This is a genomic window from Bacillus sp. JHAA (assembly GCF_036961585.1).
Lineage (GTDB): Bacteria > Bacillota > Bacilli > Bacillales > Bacillaceae > Bacillus > Bacillus velezensis.
Map to the genome: position 1 here is coordinate 1 of NZ_JBAMDE010000010.1, position 16,115 is coordinate 16,115.

The following is a 16,115-nucleotide window of genomic DNA, read 5'->3' on the forward strand; positions in this document are numbered from 1 at the left end:
TTTTCTAAAATTTTATCATCGCGGGGTGGAGCAGTTCGGTAGCTCGTCGGGCTCATAACCCGAAGGTCGCAGGTTCAAATCCTGCCCCCGCAACCAAAAAAATAAATGGTCCGGTAGTTCAGTTGGTTAGAATGCCTGCCTGTCACGCAGGAGGTCGCGGGTTCGAGTCCCGTCCGGACCGCCATTTTTATTGTAAACGAAACGATCATGTTTTCGTTTTTTTTGTGTTTTCTTTTAAATGCTGGCAGCTTGGTATCTAACCAAGCTTTCTTTTATATCGTTAAAGTCTTGGATATTGAAACATAATCCGATACACTAGAAAGAGCTGTATTTCACAAGAGCGTCAGAAAGGGAGACGGGAGATATATGGATGAGTTTGATTTGATTCACAGTATTACGCCGCATTCGCATTATCATCCTTCCGTCGATGTAGGGATCGGTGATGATGGTGCGGTTTATACAGCATCACCCCATATGCAGCAAATTGTCTGCCTTGATACAATGGTGGAGAATGTCCATTTTAAATTAGAGTATTCCTCTCCTCATGATATCGGTTATAAGGCGCTTGCTGTTAACATTAGTGACGTGGCGGCGATGGGAGGCATTCCGAAGTTTTATTTGGTGTCTCTGGCGGTTCCTTCTTGCTGGCAGAAAGCGGACGTCCAGGCAATGTATGAAGGAATGGCGGAACTGGCGAAACTATATCAAATGGATTTGATCGGGGGAGATACCGTCTCCGCTTCCGGTCAAGCTGTTATTACCGTTACTGTCATCGGAGAAATTGAGAAGGATCGCGCTTGTCTGCGAAGCTCGGCAAGACCCGGGGATGTTGTGTTTGTTACGGGGGATATCGGTTCGTCTGCAGCAGGACTGTCTCTTTTGTTGGGAGAAACACTTCCTTCTGCTTTTCACACGAGTGATTATTTTATCCGAAAACATAAACGGCCCGTTCCGAGAGTTCAGGTCGGCCGCTTCTGCTCTCAGCTTCAGCGCACGGCTCTGAATGATATCAGTGACGGATTGGCCAGTGAGCTGCATGAAATAGCTGCGGCAAGTTCAGTTACGATAGAAATTGAAGAACAACTTCTGCCGGTGCATCCGGATTTGCCTGAGGGAGATTCTGAGTGGAAGAAATGGGTGTTATTTGGCGGTGAAGATTTTGAATTGGTTGGAACGGTTTCTCAGCAAGAGTGGACCTCTCTGCTTGATTACTGCACTCAATCGGGCATTCCGATTGCGAAGATAGGAGCGGTAACTGAACGGAAGGAAGCATGGGTTCTTTTGACAGCCAATGATCAGAGACAAATCGTCCTTGAGAAAAAAGGATACAATCATTTTAAATAAGACGGGTGACTCACTTTGAAGACATTACAATGGAGAACGAAAAACCCCGAAGAAACGAAAGCCGTAGCCAAGCTTGCCGCTTCTTTGGCAAAGCCGGGAGACATTTTGACACTGGAAGGCGACTTAGGCGCGGGAAAAACGACTTTTACAAAGGGTTTTGCCGAAGGACTGGGAATCACGAGGGTGGTAAACAGCCCGACTTTTACAATTATAAAAGAATACCATGACGGTTCGCTTCCTCTATATCATATGGATGTGTATCGTATGGAGGATGAAAGCGAAGACTTAGGGCTTGAAGAATATTTTGAGGGACAAGGCGTCTGCTTAATTGAATGGGCTCATTTAATTCAGGATCAGCTGCCTGCTGAACGGCTGCAGATCGTTATCACAAGAGCCGGTGATGAGGCAAGGGACATTACCTTTACGGCTTGCGGAACACGGTATGAAACGCTTTGTGAGGAGATAAATAAACATGACAATACTGGCAATTGATACGTCAAATTACACGTTGGGTGCCGCGCTCGTTCGTGACAAAACGGTGATGGCGGAGTATATTACATATTTAAAAAAGAATCATTCCGTGCGGGCCATGCCTGCTGTCAATTCATTGCTGAAGGATTGCGGCCTAACACCGCAGGACCTTACGAAAATAGCGGTGGCGAAAGGACCGGGTTCGTACACAGGTGTCAGAATCGGTGTGACGCTGGCAAAAACATTGGCATGGTCGCTGAAGCTTCCGGTTTCCGCTGTCTCGAGTCTGGAGGTGCTGGCGGCTAACGGACGGCACTTTCAAGGACTGATCTGCCCGTTATTTGATGCCCGGCGCGGACAGGTATATACGGGACTTTATGAATATCAGGACGGCCGATTACAATCCGTTCTTCCTGATCAGAATGTCCTTTTGACTGATTGGCTCGGCATGCTGAAAGAAAAAGCGTCTCCGGTTTTATTTTTAGGGCACGATACAGCCATTCATGAAGAAACCATTCTGCATGAGCTGACATCTCAAGCAGTGATTGGAACGGCTGCACAGCATAATCCGCGGCCGTCAGAGCTGGCGTTTTTAGGCTTGGAAAAAGAGGAAGCGGATGTCCACAGCCTTGTTCCGGATTATTTGCGTCTGGCAGAGGCTGAAGCGAAATGGATGGAATCTCAAAAATAGGGTGATAGGGATGAAAACGAAAACGGCGATTCGAAGCATGCGTCCGGAAGATATTGATCAAATTTATGAAATTGAAACAGCATCCTTTACTTCTCCGTGGACGAAGGATTCATTTTATCATGAGCTTTTGGAAAATCCGTATGCTCACTATCTTGTCATTGAAAAGGACGGCTGTCTGGCGGGGTATTGCGGAATCTGGATTATTATAGATGACGCGCAGATCACGAACATAGCCATTAAGCCGGAATATCGGGGCCAATCATTGGGAGAAGCGCTGTTTCGCTCTGCGATAGAATTGTGCAGAGAAAAAAAGGCAAGAAGGCTCTCTCTCGAAGTCAGGGTCTCAAATCATCCCGCCCAATCCTTATATAAAAAATTCGGTCTTCAGGCCGGAGGAATCAGAAAACAATACTATACAGATAACGGAGAAGATGCGTTATTAATGTGGGTGACATTACATGAGTGAAAAACAAGATATTTATGTACTAGGAATCGAAACAAGCTGTGATGAAACAGCAGCCTCAGTCGTAAAAAACGGGAATGAAATTATTTCAAACGTTGTCGCTTCTCAAATTGAAAGCCATAAACGTTTCGGCGGGGTCGTGCCTGAAATAGCGTCCAGACATCATGTGGAGCAGATTACCCTTGTGATTGAGGAAGCTCTTTCAAAAGCGGAGATGGGCTTTGATGACCTTGATGCGATTGCCGTAACGGAAGGACCCGGACTTGTCGGAGCCCTGTTAATCGGAGTCAATGCGGCAAAGGCGTTAAGCTTTGCCCATCAAATACCGTTAGTCGGCGTCCATCACATCGCGGGCCATATTTATGCAAACAGGCTGATAGGAGAGCTTCAATTCCCGGCGCTTGCTTTGGTTGTGTCAGGCGGACATACGGAATTGGTTTATATGAAAGAGCACGGTTCATTCGAGGTTATCGGTGAAACGCTGGATGATGCCGCAGGCGAAGCTTACGACAAAGTGGCAAGAACGATGGGGCTTCCTTATCCGGGAGGGCCGCAGATTGATAAGCTGGCTGCTGTGGGAACGGATTCCATTCCGCTTCCGCGTGCGTGGCTGGAAGAAGGGTCTTACAATTTCAGCTTCAGCGGCCTGAAGTCAGCCGTGATTAACACGCTTCATAACGCCTCGCAAAAAAATGAGGTGATTCCTCCGGAGGATCTTGCCGCAAGCTTTCAGCAGAGTGTCATTGATGTACTGACGGCAAAAACCTCTAAGGCCGCGAAAGAATACGGGGTTAAACAAGTGCTGCTGGCAGGGGGCGTAGCCGCTAACAAAGGGCTGAGAGCCGCACTGCAGCAGGAATTCAGCCATTCGGGAGATCCCGAGCTTGTCATCCCGCCGCTTTCCTTATGTACGGACAATGCAGCGATGATTGCGGCTGCCGGAACCGTTGCTTTTGAAAAGGGGATTCGGGGCTCATATGATATGAACGGACAGCCCGGTTTGGAATTAACATCCTTTGATCGTCTCACGTTGTAAAACGTGAGGCTTTTTTTACTTATTAACAGATAATTCTAACATATCCACAGCATTGTGAATATATTCAGAAATCCAGGCTGGATAAGGGGCTGTAAGTTGTTAGTAAAGTGGATAAAGTCAGAAAATTTTGTGGATAGTGTGTATAACACGCTTACTTACATGGCTGACAAGGAGGATAGCTGTGGATAAAAAAGCACCCCTTAAAGAGGTGCTTGACTTTTTCTATTCTTCTGAGGAGAGTTCCTCCCATTCTGCTAATAAGTTTTCGAGCTCATGATTCAGAGCTTCATTCTCCGCGTGAATGGTCTGTACCTTTTCATGATCCTGATACACGTCAGGATCGCACAGCAGCTCCTCATTGGCGCTGATTTTCTCTTCGGCGGATGAGACGGCTGCTTCAATTTCTTCAATGCGTCTCAGGCGCTGCCGTTCTTTCTTCTTCCATTCTTTTTCTTCCTCGTAAGTTCTTTTCGTATCCTGTTTGACCTTGCCGGCAGGCTGAGCCTGCTCCTTTTCCTGCCGCTTCATTTCTTCCAGTTCCAGCTGCTGGGCTTTTTTCTCGGTGTAATAGTCATAGTCACCCAAATATTCTTCTGCATGATCCGGAGACAGCTCCAGCACCCTTGTGGCGATCCTGTTAATAAAGTAGCGGTCATGCGATACAAATAACAGGGTTCCCGGATAGTCGATCAGGGCGTTTTCCAGCACTTCTTTACTGTCCAGATCAAGGTGGTTTGTCGGTTCATCTAGGATGAGAAAGTTTGCTTTTTGCAGCATCAGCTTGGCAAGCGCGACTCTTGCTTTCTCACCGCCGCTTAGAGAACGGACAGGTTTCAGGACATCGTCTCCGCTGAACAGGAAGTTGCCGAGGCATGTCCTGATCTCTTTTTCCGGCATGTCCGGATATTCATCCCACAGCTCGTCCAGCACGCGTTTGGACGAGGTCAGTTCAGCCTGCTCCTGATCATAATAGCCGATTGTGACATTGGAACCGTACGTGATCGATCCGGATTCGGGGCTGAGCGTGTTCATAATGGTTTTCAGCAAGGTTGATTTGCCGATTCCGTTCGGTCCGACGAGGGCGGCGCTTTCGCCTCTTGTGATGCCGAAGGTCAGGTTTTTCAAGAGCGGCGGCTGGCCGTCATAGCTGATGGAAACATCCTGTACGCGCAGGACGTCGTTTCCGCTCTGTTTTGTAATGTCAAAACGGAAGGCGGCTGATTTTTCATCCCCGAGCGGCTTTGCCATGACGTCCATCCGTTCAAGCTGTTTTCGTCTGCTTTGGGCTCTTTTCGTTGTAGAAGCTCTGGCCAGATTGCGGTCGACAAAATCTTGAAGCTTGGCGATTTCGTCCTGCTGTTTTTCATACAGCTTCAGGTCTTTCTCGTACTGCTCGGCTTTTTGTTCTAAATAGGCGCTGTAGTTGCCGAGGTATTTTTTGCTTTCTGTCCGTGAGACCTCGTACACTTGGCTGACGACTTTATCAAGAAAGTATCTGTCGTGGGAAACGATCAGGATGGCGCCTGAATATCCCTGTAAATAATGCTCAAGCCATGTAAGCGTATCGATGTCGAGATGGTTCGTCGGTTCATCCAGAATAAGCAGATCAGGCTGGGTCAGCAGCAGCTTTCCGAGCGCAAGCCTTGTTTTTTGACCGCCGCTCAGGCTTTGCACTTTCACGGAATCGTCAAATTTTCCGAAGCCGAGGCCGTGAAGGATAGATCGGACATCCGCTTCATATTGATAGCCGCCTTTATCCTTGAAATCCTGCTGAAGCCTGTCATAGGTTTTCATCAGCGTCTCAAGCTCCGCGGGGGCGGCCGTGGCCATCTTTTCTTCAATAGAGCGCATTTCTTTTTCCATTGCTTTCAGGAAATCAAAAACGCTCAGCAGTTCTTCTTTTATGGTAAGCTGGGATTCCAAGCCTGTGTGCTGGGCAAGATAACCCATCGTTAATTCTTTCGGTTTGATTAATTCACCCTTTTCATATGAAAGGTGACCTGCGATAATTTTAAGGAGAGTTGATTTGCCGGCTCCGTTTCTGCCTACTATGGCGATGCGATCCCGAGATCTGACTTCAAGCTTTATATTGTTTAAAATAGGATCAGCGCCAAAAGATTTGGATAGCTGATTAATTTGTAAGATCATCATATTATTTCACCTCTGTTATAATAAGTTAAGTGTAGCTTATCAACCTGCTGTCAGCAAACAATACATCAGAATTGGAACATTATAGGATAAGACATCAGGGAGAAAATAGTGTATGATCAGAAGTAAGGAGAGTTTAAATATGAATGGATTTTCTCATTTTAATGAAGAAGGCCGTGCCCGCATGGTGGATATAAGCGATAAATCTTCAACAGTCCGTACTGCCGCTGCGATATCCAGCGTACACATGAAGCATGACGTGTACAGCAGAATCAAAAACCGCGAGATCGGAAAAGGAGACGTGCTGGCTGTCGCACAGGTGGCAGGAATTATGGCCGCAAAGCAGACGTCAGCGATTATCCCGATGTGCCACCCGCTTTCTTTAAGCAGCGTCGACATTTCATTCGGCTGGGAGGAAAAGGATTCCGAAGCCGTTCTTCATATACAGGCAAGCGTAAAAACGAAAGGGAGTACAGGTGTGGAAATGGAAGCGCTAACTTCCGCTTCAGTCTGCGCTTTGACCGTTTATGATATGTGCAAGGCGCTGGATAAAGGAATGGTCATCGGCCCGACCTGCCTCATGGAAAAGACAGGAGGCAAAAACGGTGATTTTAAAAGAGATGCATCTGAGTATAAAGTGGAGGACCAATCATGAACAAGGATCAATCAAAAATTCCACAGGCGACGGCAAAACGGCTGCCGCTTTATTATCGCTTTTTAAAGAATTTACACGCGTCAGGAAAACAGCGCGTTTCATCAGCTGAACTGAGCGACGCGGTAAAAGTCGATTCGGCCACGATCCGCCGGGATTTTTCCTATTTCGGGGCGCTCGGCAAAAAAGGATACGGCTATAATGTGGATTACCTGCTGTCATTTTTCAGAAAAACACTGGATCAGGATGAAACGACGAACGTCATTTTGATCGGTGTCGGGAATTTAGGGACGGCGTTTCTTCACTATAATTTCACAAAAAATAATAACACAAAAATATCTATGGCTTTTGATGTGAATCAGAGTAAAATAGGAACTGAGGTAGGCGGTGTGCCTGTCTTTGATCTTAATGATTTAGAGCTTCACATTAAGGATGAACCCGTGGCGATTCTTACCGTTCCTGCGGTTGCCGCCCAGTCAATCACCGACCGGCTCGTGTCGCTCGGAATCAAGGGGATCCTTAACTTTACGCCGGCCCGTTTGAATGTGCCGGATCACATTCGAATTCATCATATAGATTTAGCTGTAGAGCTTCAATCATTGGTTTATTTCTTGAAGCATTATTCTGTTTTGGAAGAAATTGAATAGCGAAAGGAGGAGCTGCACATGATCGGTCCTGGAAGCCTGGCGGTTATCGGTGTGGTAGCGGTGATTATTTTCGGTCCGAAGAAGCTTCCCGAATTAGGAAAAGCGGCGGGGGACACGCTTCGTGAATTTAAGAACGCTACTAAGGGATTAGCCGGTGAAGAAGAGGAAAAAAAGAAAGAAGAACAGTAAGATAGGATGACGCGTATGAGAGTGAATCAAATGACGCTTGTGGAGCATATTGCCGAACTTCGGAAACGATTGCTGATTGTGGCGTTATCCTTTACGGTTTTCTTTATTGCCGGCTTTTTTCTGGCAAAACCTATCATTGTGTATCTTCAAAAAGCCGATGAAGTAAAAGAGCTCACCCTTAATGCTTTTAACCTGACGGATCCGCTGTTTATCTTTTTGCAGTTCGCGTTTATCATCGGCATCATTTTGACTTCGCCGATTATTCTCTATCAGATTTGGGCGTTTGTCAGCCCGGGTCTGTATGAGAAGGAGCGCAAAGTAACACTCAGCTATATTCCGATTTCGATCGTGCTGTTTGTCGGTGGTGTGTCGTTTTCTTATTATATTTTATTTCCGCTGGTCGTTGATTTTATGAAGCGGGTCTCGAATGACCTCGATGTCAACCAGGTGATCGGGATCACCGAGTACTTTCATTTTCTGCTGCAGCTGACGATTCCGTTCGGACTGCTGTTTCAGATGCCGGTGCTGATCATGTTTTTAACGAGACTCGGTGTGATCACGCCGATGTTTTTATCGAAGATCAGGAAGTACGCGTATTTTGTGCTGCTTGTGATCGCCGCGATGATTGCGCCGCCTGAGCTGCTGTCTCACTTGATGATTACCATTCCGCTTTGCATTTTATACGAGGTCAGTATCCTGATTTCAAAAGCGGCGTATCGGAAAAGGCAGACCAGCAGTGAATCCGATCAGGACGTATCAGCATAAAAAAAGCCATTTCTCAATGATGAGAAATGGCTTTTCTTTTATTTTTGATTTTTTTTCACTTTAAATGAGAAAGCGAACATTTTAAACGAGATGCTGATATTATAAGCGGCGAAAACCATCAGCAGTATGGAATAAAAAGACCACATGCTTCCCGGAGAGCTTGCGGCCAAATACGTAAAGATACAGCCGACTGCGAAATAAATCAAGCCCCAAGTCATTGGGTTCCTCATACAAACAATCCTCCAATAATTAATTGCATTTGCTCACTATGCTGTTCAATATATTTTTGGGCGGGGCCGAGCTGCATGACCACGACAATGGTATTCATCATGACATGGGCGAATATCGGCACAATAATCCGTTTCGTCTGCACATACAAGAACGCAAAGGTAAAGCCCATGGCCGTATACAGCAGCAGGTGCGTGAGGTCTTGATGCACAATGCCGAAAATGACGGAACTGATCAGTCCGGCGATAATGAAATTCGTTTTTTCATATAATACACCGAAAATGATCTTCCGGAAAATGATTTCTTCAAGAATCGGCCCGACGATAGAAGAAACGATAATCATGAGCGGCATGGCTTTAATAATGCTGAGAATGGTTTTCGTGTTTTCGGAACCGCTGCCCACATGAAAGACATACTGCTCAATCATCCCGGCGATTCCCTGAGAAAATAAAGCGAGCCATATTCCCGCGACCGCCCAGAGAACGGACATGCCGGCGGATGCTTTCTTCCCGTTTCTTAATGTCTGCTTCGGCGCGGTTCTCAAAATCAAGAGAACGATAATCAGGCAGATAAAAAAGCTTACGACGGAATAAATCCCCTGAGCCATGGTGAGATTCGCATTCGTAGGGTGCCCGCCCGCATAGCCGAATTTGTACATTAAAGGAATGCCGATCAATGCGGAAAGCTGCATGATAACATATGTCAAAATGATATACCAATACTGTTTTCTCAAATGATATGTACTCCTTTATCCTATAAAATCAACTTATTTGTTCTTATTGTAACACAAGTGAACTTGACGTGAAAAAAGGAGAAAATCAGTGCGAGAGAGAATCATGTAAGCGTGAAAATTTTTTATTCTTATGACTTGAAATTGGAAGTGAGATTCTTTATTATAATAACTGTGTTAGCACTCTTTAGAGCTGAGTGCTAAAATTACATATTCATACTATTGAGGAGGTTATTACATTGTTAAAGCCATTAGGTGATCGCGTTGTCATTGAACTCGTAGAATCTGAAGAAAAAACTGCCAGCGGAATCGTATTACCGGATTCTGCAAAAGAAAAGCCGCAAGAAGGCAAAATCGTGGCAGCCGGTTCAGGTCGCGTGTTGGAAAGCGGAGAGCGCGTTGCTTTAGAAGTAAAAGAGGGCGACCGCATTATCTTCTCAAAATACGCCGGTACTGAAGTGAAATACGAAGGTACTGAATACTTAATCTTACGTGAAAGCGACATTTTAGCTGTAATCGGCTAAGCAAATAAATATTTTTAAAAATTCGAGGAGGTTTCGTTAACATGGCAAAAGATATTAAGTTTAGTGAAGAAGCACGCCGCGCTATGCTTCGCGGTGTCGATGCGCTTGCTGACGCTGTAAAAGTAACTTTAGGGCCAAAAGGACGCAACGTGGTTCTGGAGAAAAAATTCGGTTCTCCGTTAATTACAAATGACGGTGTGACAATCGCAAAAGAAATTGAACTTGAAGACGCGTTTGAAAACATGGGTGCGAAGCTTGTAGCTGAAGTAGCCAGCAAAACAAACGACGTTGCCGGTGACGGTACAACGACTGCAACAGTTCTTGCGCAGGCTATGATCCGTGAAGGCCTGAAAAACGTAACTGCGGGAGCTAACCCTGTCGGCGTGCGTAAAGGTATGGAACAAGCCGTAACCGTTGCAATCGAAAACTTAAAAGAAATTTCTAAGCCGATCGAAGGCAAAGAGTCTATCGCTCAGGTTGCTGCGATCTCTGCTGCTGATGAGGAAGTCGGAAGCCTTATCGCTGAAGCAATGGAGCGCGTAGGAAACGATGGCGTCATCACAATCGAAGAGTCTAAAGGCTTCACAACTGAGCTTGAAGTTGTGGAAGGTATGCAATTCGACCGCGGATATGCATCTCCTTACATGGTGACTGACTCTGATAAGATGGAAGCGGTTCTTGATAATCCTTACATCTTAATCACAGACAAAAAAATCACAAACATTCAAGAAATCCTTCCTGTGCTTGAGCAAGTTGTACAGCAAGGCAAACCATTGCTTCTGATCGCTGAAGATGTTGAAGGTGAAGCTCTTGCTACACTCGTTGTCAACAAACTTCGCGGCACATTCAACGCTGTTGCCGTTAAAGCTCCTGGCTTCGGTGACCGCCGTAAAGCAATGCTTGAAGACATTTCCGTTCTTACAGGCGGAGAAGTGATCACAGAAGATTTAGGTCTTGACCTGAAATCTACTGAAATCGGACAATTGGGACGCGCTTCTAAAGTTGTGGTAACGAAAGAAAACACAACAATCGTAGAAGGCGCCGGCGATACTGAAAAAATCGCTGCACGCGTTAACCAAATCCGCGCTCAAGTGGAAGAAACAACTTCTGAATTCGACAGAGAAAAATTACAAGAGCGTCTTGCGAAACTTGCCGGCGGCGTAGCTGTCATCAAAGTCGGCGCTGCGACTGAAACTGAGCTGAAAGAGCGTAAACTTCGCATCGAAGACGCCCTCAACTCAACTCGCGCAGCTGTTGAAGAAGGTATCGTTTCCGGCGGTGGTACAGCGCTTGTCAACGTATACAACAAAGTCGCTGCAGTTGAAGCAGAAGGCGATGCGCAAACAGGTATCAACATCGTGCTTCGCGCGCTTGAAGAGCCGATCCGTCAAATCGCGCACAATGCTGGTCTTGAAGGATCTGTCATCGTTGAGCGCCTCAAAAACGAAAAAATCGGCGTAGGCTTCAACGCTGCAACTGGCGAATGGGTAAACATGATCGAAAAAGGTATCGTTGACCCGACAAAAGTGACGCGTTCTGCTCTGCAAAACGCAGCTTCTGTAGCAGCAATGCTCTTAACAACTGAAGCGGTTGTCGCTGACAAACCGGAAGAAAACGCCGGCGGCGCAGGAATGCCTGACATGGGCGGCATGGGCGGTATGGGCGGAATGATGTAAAAAATTATGATCCCTGTTTGGACATAAGGGGTTGCCAGATGTAATGCCATACGAGGTCTCTCACAAGTTCAATGAATTTGTGAGGGGCTTTTTTTATTTCTATCATTCATCTCAAATTACGAATGAATGATGCTAATTTATTTAAGTTAGCATCGGCTATAGTACAAGATACTCTCAATTTTCCAAAAACAGATTTAATAATTCATTTGAAGCAGTTACTAAGGATGCAGAGTGCTATTTAAACACCAACAATCCTGTCTATCTGAAATTTAAACATCATTTTACTGTTAATAATTATACCCAAGAGGATGGTCAAACAATTGCACAAGCATTTGCAGATTGCCTTAAAGAAAAATAAAATCTGAATAATTAATTCTTCCCAAAAGTAATGCACATTATGAGGGGGCGCATATCATTGTGATACAGTTAAAGATTATATATAAGGCAGTATTAGTAATTTTAATAAGTGCCTGTTTATTATTGTTTAATGGATGGTATTTTCATAAATGTATTATTGATCCGCATTACTACCAATTAACAGATTTTTCGGAAGAAGATATTCAAATTTTTGAGCATTTTTATAATATTGATCTACCTTCAAACACGAAGTTTATTAAAGCAGAGCAATTTGAAACAGGGGTAGGTAATTATTCTGCGATTTTGTACGTAGCATTACCTGCCAAAAAGGTAAAGCCTTTAGTTTCTGACTATTCTTATATGCCTATCTTTTATAACAATAGGTATACAGTATTTTATGGTGTTAATATTACAAGCAGCAATAAGGAAACAGCACAAATTACATTTGGAGCAGACGATAGTTCGCTGAATGGTTCTTTATGGAGTAAGCAAGTAAGGAATCTCTTAGAATCGAAAGGGAAGTATATTGGCGTTTCAGATGAAACTTATGTTATTTCTGCGTTTTTAATTAACGTCGTTTTTATTGCATTACTTGTTTGGATCTTGAAAAAGAGCAGAAGAACTAGAGTTTGAATTAAGAAATATTTGAACTCACCAGCATAATGTAGATTAGGAATACTTAAGGGTATATCGGACAGAAAGAGTTTTCATTGCACAGATCTTTATTAAATAATAACACTAAACCAATTTTAAATGCAGTTCAAGGGTATTAGAATAGTCTTGTTTAATAGTATGGAAGGAAAGAGAAAGGGGAAACATGAGGAACTTATCATGCTGTTATTCACATTGTGTTTTCTACCCCATATCCATTGGGCGCTTGGAAGGACACCTTGGCAAAGGTTTTATAGATGATACTATACTTCAAATTTTAAGCTTCATTTCACAAAAATCTTAAATTTGCATTAATATTATAAATTTCTATCATACTTATTCATTTCTCGGAAGAAAGATATGGAAAAACCTCTGTTTTTTTTAGGAAAATATGTTATTATAATTTTGGATTTAAAATATTAAAAAGAAAAGAGGAATTCTAAAGATGAAAAAGTTAGTAATGACCCTGTTTACAGCAGTACTTTTGGGAGTTGCTATTTTCGCAGGTGGGTCAGAAGCCTTAGCTATGGATTCGAAAGGTACAATCAAATTTAAAACAGATGCTAATACATATACGAAAAGTGCTACTTCCATTGTAGTTACGGGTACTTTGGCTAGGGATTTAGATAATGGCTTTTCAGTAATTATCTTAAATAATAAAGGTAAAGTATTTGCCAGAAAAGATATTTCGCATAGTATTGGTTCACGTAATTTTCGTGTGAGTTTTTCAACGAAAAATCTTCCTGCAGGTAAGTATGATGTGCAAGTTGGACAGGATTGGGGAGGAAGATATTGGTCAGGTGAACTAAAACATTATATTACAGTACAGCATTAATACGGCTGTATAAGTATTAACCTCTTGTTGTTAAAAAGTTTAACTTTAGAAATTTGTTTTCTGTGAAAAATTAATTTTTCAATCAAGGTATCTTAATCAATTTACTGTACTGATAAAGATACCTTTTTATCTTTAAAAACAACAAGGTCATGAGTGTTTTTCAAAGCTCTTACCGCTAGCCGCAATGTATTTGTCTTTTAAATGAGAATATCCATTTGCTCCACCTCACCCCGAATCCCAATCCCAGGCTCCCACGAATCAATCAGACGAATCGCCTTTTGATTAGCTTCTATCGCTTTCGTAGTTTCTCCTTTTCGATACAACAGCTGTGCCATTCCGTAATGATAGTAAATCAGTTCAACTTGATTGGCGTTGTGTTTGTCATAGAGCATTTGTTCAAAGGCTTTTTCCGCTTTTTCGAGTTGATCACACTTTACGTAAGCCATGCCGAGGTTGAAATAGGCTTCTATCGTTTTTTCGCCGCCGTATGCGGCGCTGGTTGTGTTTGCTGCTTCGTATAATGTGATGGCTTCTTCGTAGTGAGAGCGGGCGAAACTCAGGTCGCCGCGGACCAGAAGAACCCTGTGCCGGATAATGGGCGAGACGGGCTGATCTTTGATGCCGTCCAGCATTGCTGCCGCTTTGTCCGGTTCTCCGATTTTTAACAGCAGCCTCGATTGCAGGGCGGTTCCCCATACTTTCAAGTCGTCGTGATCCGGCGCGCCTGATTGTTCGAGTATCTTCAGGCCGGCTTCTATTTGCCCGAGAGCTCCGTCTGAATCGTTGACTTCCATCAGCGCCCAGCCTGCCGTGTCGATCCGAAAGTAAGCTTCCCGCGTGTGTTCGCCTGATTGACGGGCGGCATCGGCAGCTTTTAATCCGTATTCGATTCGCAGGGGCAGGTTGATTCTGCTTAGAAAATGGCTGATGCGGATGATGAGTTTAATCAGGATGTCATGTTGTCCGGTTTCGCCCGACCATTCGATGACCTTTAGGATGTTCGGCCATTCCTTTTTCATTTGCTCTAAATTCCGTCCCAGCAAGTAGCTCCAATAGACAGAATTGGGCTGTTCCCGCTTTATATGGGTTTCCGCATAATCAATATAATAATGCGCCCAGCGGCTGCGGGCTTCTTTTGCAAATTCGTGATTTTCGGATAAGTGCTGTTCTCCGTAAGCGACAACGGTTTGATGGGCTGCGTATTGAATTCTACCTTCGTTTCGTTCCGGCTGTATTAAAGCATATGACCGCATTTGCTCAATCGCGTAATGAAACCGCCGGACGTCTAATCCGGCCGCTTGAGCCAAGCTTTTCTCATCAGGGGGCTTAGCGAAAAAGCAAAGCGTCTGCCATAGTTTTCGTGTGTCTTCATGACATCTGTCCCATGTGCGGCCAAAGAGAACCTCAAACAATTCCAATAATGAGTAGCCTGCTTGTTTAAGTTCTTGAATGAGCTGGGGAGCGGGGATATCGTCGTCTGACATGTAAGCGATGCTCAGTGCCATGGCCTTCGGGTTGCCGGCGGCTGCCGAGACGAATTCATTCTTAAGGTCAGGTGATAGCTCCAACAGCTGCTCCAGCTTTTCCCGTTTTTGCGGGAGGTTGCATGTTTGCAGACAGCGGTGCACTTCTTGATGGAAAAATTCAAGGGCATCTGTTTGTTCAAGGCCGCCCAGCTGGATGGCCGCCAGTTCCCCGAGGCCGTCCCGGTATGTCTGTTTTACGTTTTCCCGTGCCGTAAGGAGGACTTTTACGCCTTGCGGAAGGCCGATGATAAATTCGTGAATGTTACGTTCCGCTGTATCAATGCCGTCAACGATCAGCAATACCGGTGTTTCATTTGAATGAGCGGCTAATGCATTGCGGACGACAAACCGTTTTTCGTTGATGGATTTGTCGATTTGTTCTGCGCGTCCGAGCTGATAGGCGATCGTGTTTAAAAAATCGCTGAAGCTCAATCCTTTCCAGTCCGCGCTGATCCAGATGATGCTGTTGAATGCCGGCCAATCTGGTGAACCGCCGGCACAAAGGTAGGCTGCTTCAAGAGCGATCGTTGTTTTCCCCATGCCGGCCCAGCCTGTGATTAAACAGACCGGTGACTGGGACAGCATCCATTGCCGGATTGCTTCCATATCAAAGTTGCGTCCGATAAAGTTTCCGGTCCGGCGTGACGGTAAGTTATGCGTGACGGAGTTTCTTGTAAGCGCATTCGTTTCGTGGCTTAGTCTGTCATGAAACAGCCGCTTTACTGCTTTTTCAACATCGTCATCACTCGGTGCTCCGAATGATCCGTCTTTCCGGAGTATTTTTGCTTTTTTTAGACAAGACGCCGTCCAAACGGGCAATGCGGGCTTGATAACGGGAATCGTGGTGTTTTCCAGAAGGCCGGTCAGCCATTCAGGATCCATGTCAGTCTTTTCTATAATGATCCAGATCATGCCGAACAGCTTTCCGTCGTCAATTCGTCCGGGAATGTAGTTTGCGCCCATCTGTCCGATCCAGCTTTTGATCGTGTTAGAGGAAACGCCTAATCGGAGTGCGATTTGATCTATATAAGACTGCCCTGTTTTTTCGTTCTTTTTCCTTCTGACTTTATAATCAGGATGAAGTTTCAGCGATTTGACGGCAGGTGCCAGCAGTTCTGCAAATTGTGTCCGGTTTTCAAGTTCAGCCATTAGCCTGCACCTCCTATTAGTACTATTTTATCA

General features: G+C 44.9%; 17 protein-coding genes and 2 tRNA genes. 15 read left to right on the forward strand and 4 right to left on the reverse strand.

The features are described from left to right. The first annotated feature begins 19 nt into the window (after positions 1 to 19). From V7728_RS18655 to tsaD, 7 genes are all read left to right on the forward strand, one after another. Positions 20 to 96, forward strand: a tRNA-Met gene (locus tag V7728_RS18655). A gap of 11 nt (positions 97 to 107) precedes the next feature. Beyond that, a tRNA-Asp gene (locus tag V7728_RS18660) sits at positions 108 to 184 on the forward strand. A gap of 182 nt (positions 185 to 366) precedes the next feature. Beyond that, positions 367 to 1,344 (forward strand): thiamine-phosphate kinase, encoded by a 978-nt coding sequence (thiL, locus tag V7728_RS18665; RefSeq protein WP_099566455.1) that lies wholly within the window; start codon positions 367 to 369, stop codon positions 1,342 to 1,344. Positions 1,345 to 1,359: 15 nt separating this feature from the next. Further along, on the forward strand, positions 1,360 to 1,836 hold the full coding sequence (tsaE, locus tag V7728_RS18670) for a tRNA (adenosine(37)-N6)-threonylcarbamoyltransferase complex ATPase subunit type 1 TsaE (RefSeq protein WP_007408853.1): 477 nt from the start codon (positions 1,360 to 1,362) through the stop codon (positions 1,834 to 1,836). Further along, positions 1,817 to 2,506: a tRNA (adenosine(37)-N6)-threonylcarbamoyltransferase complex dimerization subunit type 1 TsaB gene (tsaB, locus tag V7728_RS18675; RefSeq protein WP_007408854.1), complete on the forward strand. Its 690-nt coding sequence runs from the start codon at positions 1,817 to 1,819 to the stop codon at positions 2,504 to 2,506. The genes tsaE and tsaB overlap by 20 nt, the downstream gene beginning before the upstream one ends. Before the next feature lie 10 nt (positions 2,507 to 2,516). Next, entirely contained in the window at positions 2,517 to 2,972 is a 456-nt protein-coding gene (gene rimI, locus V7728_RS18680) for a ribosomal protein S18-alanine N-acetyltransferase (protein ID WP_003155993.1), read from the forward strand. Continuing rightward, positions 2,965 to 4,005 carry a tRNA (adenosine(37)-N6)-threonylcarbamoyltransferase complex transferase subunit TsaD gene (gene tsaD / locus V7728_RS18685; protein ID WP_020955419.1) on the forward strand — a complete coding sequence of 347 codons (1,041 nt, stop codon included), beginning with the start codon at positions 2,965 to 2,967 and terminating at the stop codon, positions 4,003 to 4,005. Before rimI ends, tsaD begins: the two co-directional genes overlap by 8 nt. A 222-nt stretch (positions 4,006 to 4,227) precedes the next feature. On the opposite strand, the gene V7728_RS18690 is transcribed toward tsaD, so the two are convergent. After that, positions 4,228 to 6,156, reverse strand: coding sequence for an ABC-F family ATP-binding cassette domain-containing protein (locus tag V7728_RS18690; RefSeq protein ID WP_043021609.1), 1,929 nt, complete (start codon positions 6,154 to 6,156; stop codon positions 4,228 to 4,230). Between the two features lie 139 nt (positions 6,157 to 6,295). Between V7728_RS18690 and moaC the strand changes: the two genes are divergently transcribed. From moaC to tatC, 4 genes are read left to right on the forward strand one after another with little or no spacing between them, the layout of a single operon-like run. Beyond that, a complete protein-coding gene (gene moaC / locus V7728_RS18695) occupies positions 6,296 to 6,808 on the forward strand; it encodes a cyclic pyranopterin monophosphate synthase MoaC (RefSeq protein WP_003155986.1) in 513 nt (170 codons plus the stop codon). Continuing rightward, positions 6,805 to 7,452: a redox-sensing transcriptional repressor Rex gene (locus V7728_RS18700; RefSeq protein WP_003155984.1), complete on the forward strand. Its 648-nt coding sequence runs from the start codon at positions 6,805 to 6,807 to the stop codon at positions 7,450 to 7,452. The genes moaC and V7728_RS18700 overlap by 4 nt, the downstream gene beginning before the upstream one ends. Before the next feature lie 18 nt (positions 7,453 to 7,470). After that, a complete protein-coding gene (locus V7728_RS18705; RefSeq protein WP_003155981.1) occupies positions 7,471 to 7,641 on the forward strand; it encodes a twin-arginine translocase TatA/TatE family subunit in 171 nt (56 codons plus the stop codon). 6 nt (positions 7,642 to 7,647) lie between these two features. Next, positions 7,648 to 8,406 carry a twin-arginine translocase subunit TatC gene (gene tatC, locus V7728_RS18710; protein ID WP_095352346.1) on the forward strand — a complete coding sequence of 253 codons (759 nt, stop codon included), beginning with the start codon at positions 7,648 to 7,650 and terminating at the stop codon, positions 8,404 to 8,406. Between the two features lie 38 nt (positions 8,407 to 8,444). Here the strand turns inward: tatC and V7728_RS18715 are convergent, their stop codons facing one another. Further along, positions 8,445 to 8,636 (reverse strand): YdiK family protein, encoded by a 192-nt coding sequence (locus V7728_RS18715; RefSeq protein WP_003155975.1) that lies wholly within the window; start codon positions 8,634 to 8,636, stop codon positions 8,445 to 8,447. Continuing rightward, entirely contained in the window at positions 8,633 to 9,367 is a 735-nt protein-coding gene (locus V7728_RS18720; protein WP_099566456.1) for a CPBP family intramembrane glutamic endopeptidase, read from the reverse strand. The genes V7728_RS18715 and V7728_RS18720 overlap by 4 nt, the downstream gene beginning before the upstream one ends. Before the next feature lie 236 nt (positions 9,368 to 9,603). On the opposite strand from V7728_RS18720, the gene groES reads away from it, so the two are divergent. The 4 genes from groES to V7728_RS18740 all read left to right on the forward strand — a co-directional run bounded on the left by groES (position 9,604) and on the right by V7728_RS18740 (position 13,407). Then, entirely contained in the window at positions 9,604 to 9,888 is a 285-nt protein-coding gene (groES, locus tag V7728_RS18725) for a co-chaperone GroES (protein WP_003155970.1), read from the forward strand. Between the two features lie 41 nt (positions 9,889 to 9,929). Continuing rightward, entirely contained in the window at positions 9,930 to 11,564 is a 1,635-nt protein-coding gene (groL, locus tag V7728_RS18730) for a chaperonin GroEL (protein ID WP_003155941.1), read from the forward strand. Between the two features lie 417 nt (positions 11,565 to 11,981). Further along, the gene (locus tag V7728_RS18735; protein ID WP_025284352.1) at positions 11,982 to 12,554 is read left to right on the forward strand and encodes a hypothetical protein; all 573 of its coding nucleotides are present in this window, start codon (positions 11,982 to 11,984) and stop codon (positions 12,552 to 12,554) included. Between the two features lie 463 nt (positions 12,555 to 13,017). Next, entirely contained in the window at positions 13,018 to 13,407 is a 390-nt protein-coding gene (locus V7728_RS18740) for a hypothetical protein (RefSeq protein ID WP_025284353.1), read from the forward strand. A gap of 197 nt (positions 13,408 to 13,604) precedes the next feature. On the opposite strand, the gene V7728_RS18745 is transcribed toward V7728_RS18740, so the two are convergent. Beyond that, positions 13,605 to 16,082: a tetratricopeptide repeat protein gene (locus V7728_RS18745; protein WP_099566457.1), complete on the reverse strand. Its 2,478-nt coding sequence runs from the start codon at positions 16,080 to 16,082 to the stop codon at positions 13,605 to 13,607. Positions 16,083 to 16,115: the final 33 nt, after the last annotated feature.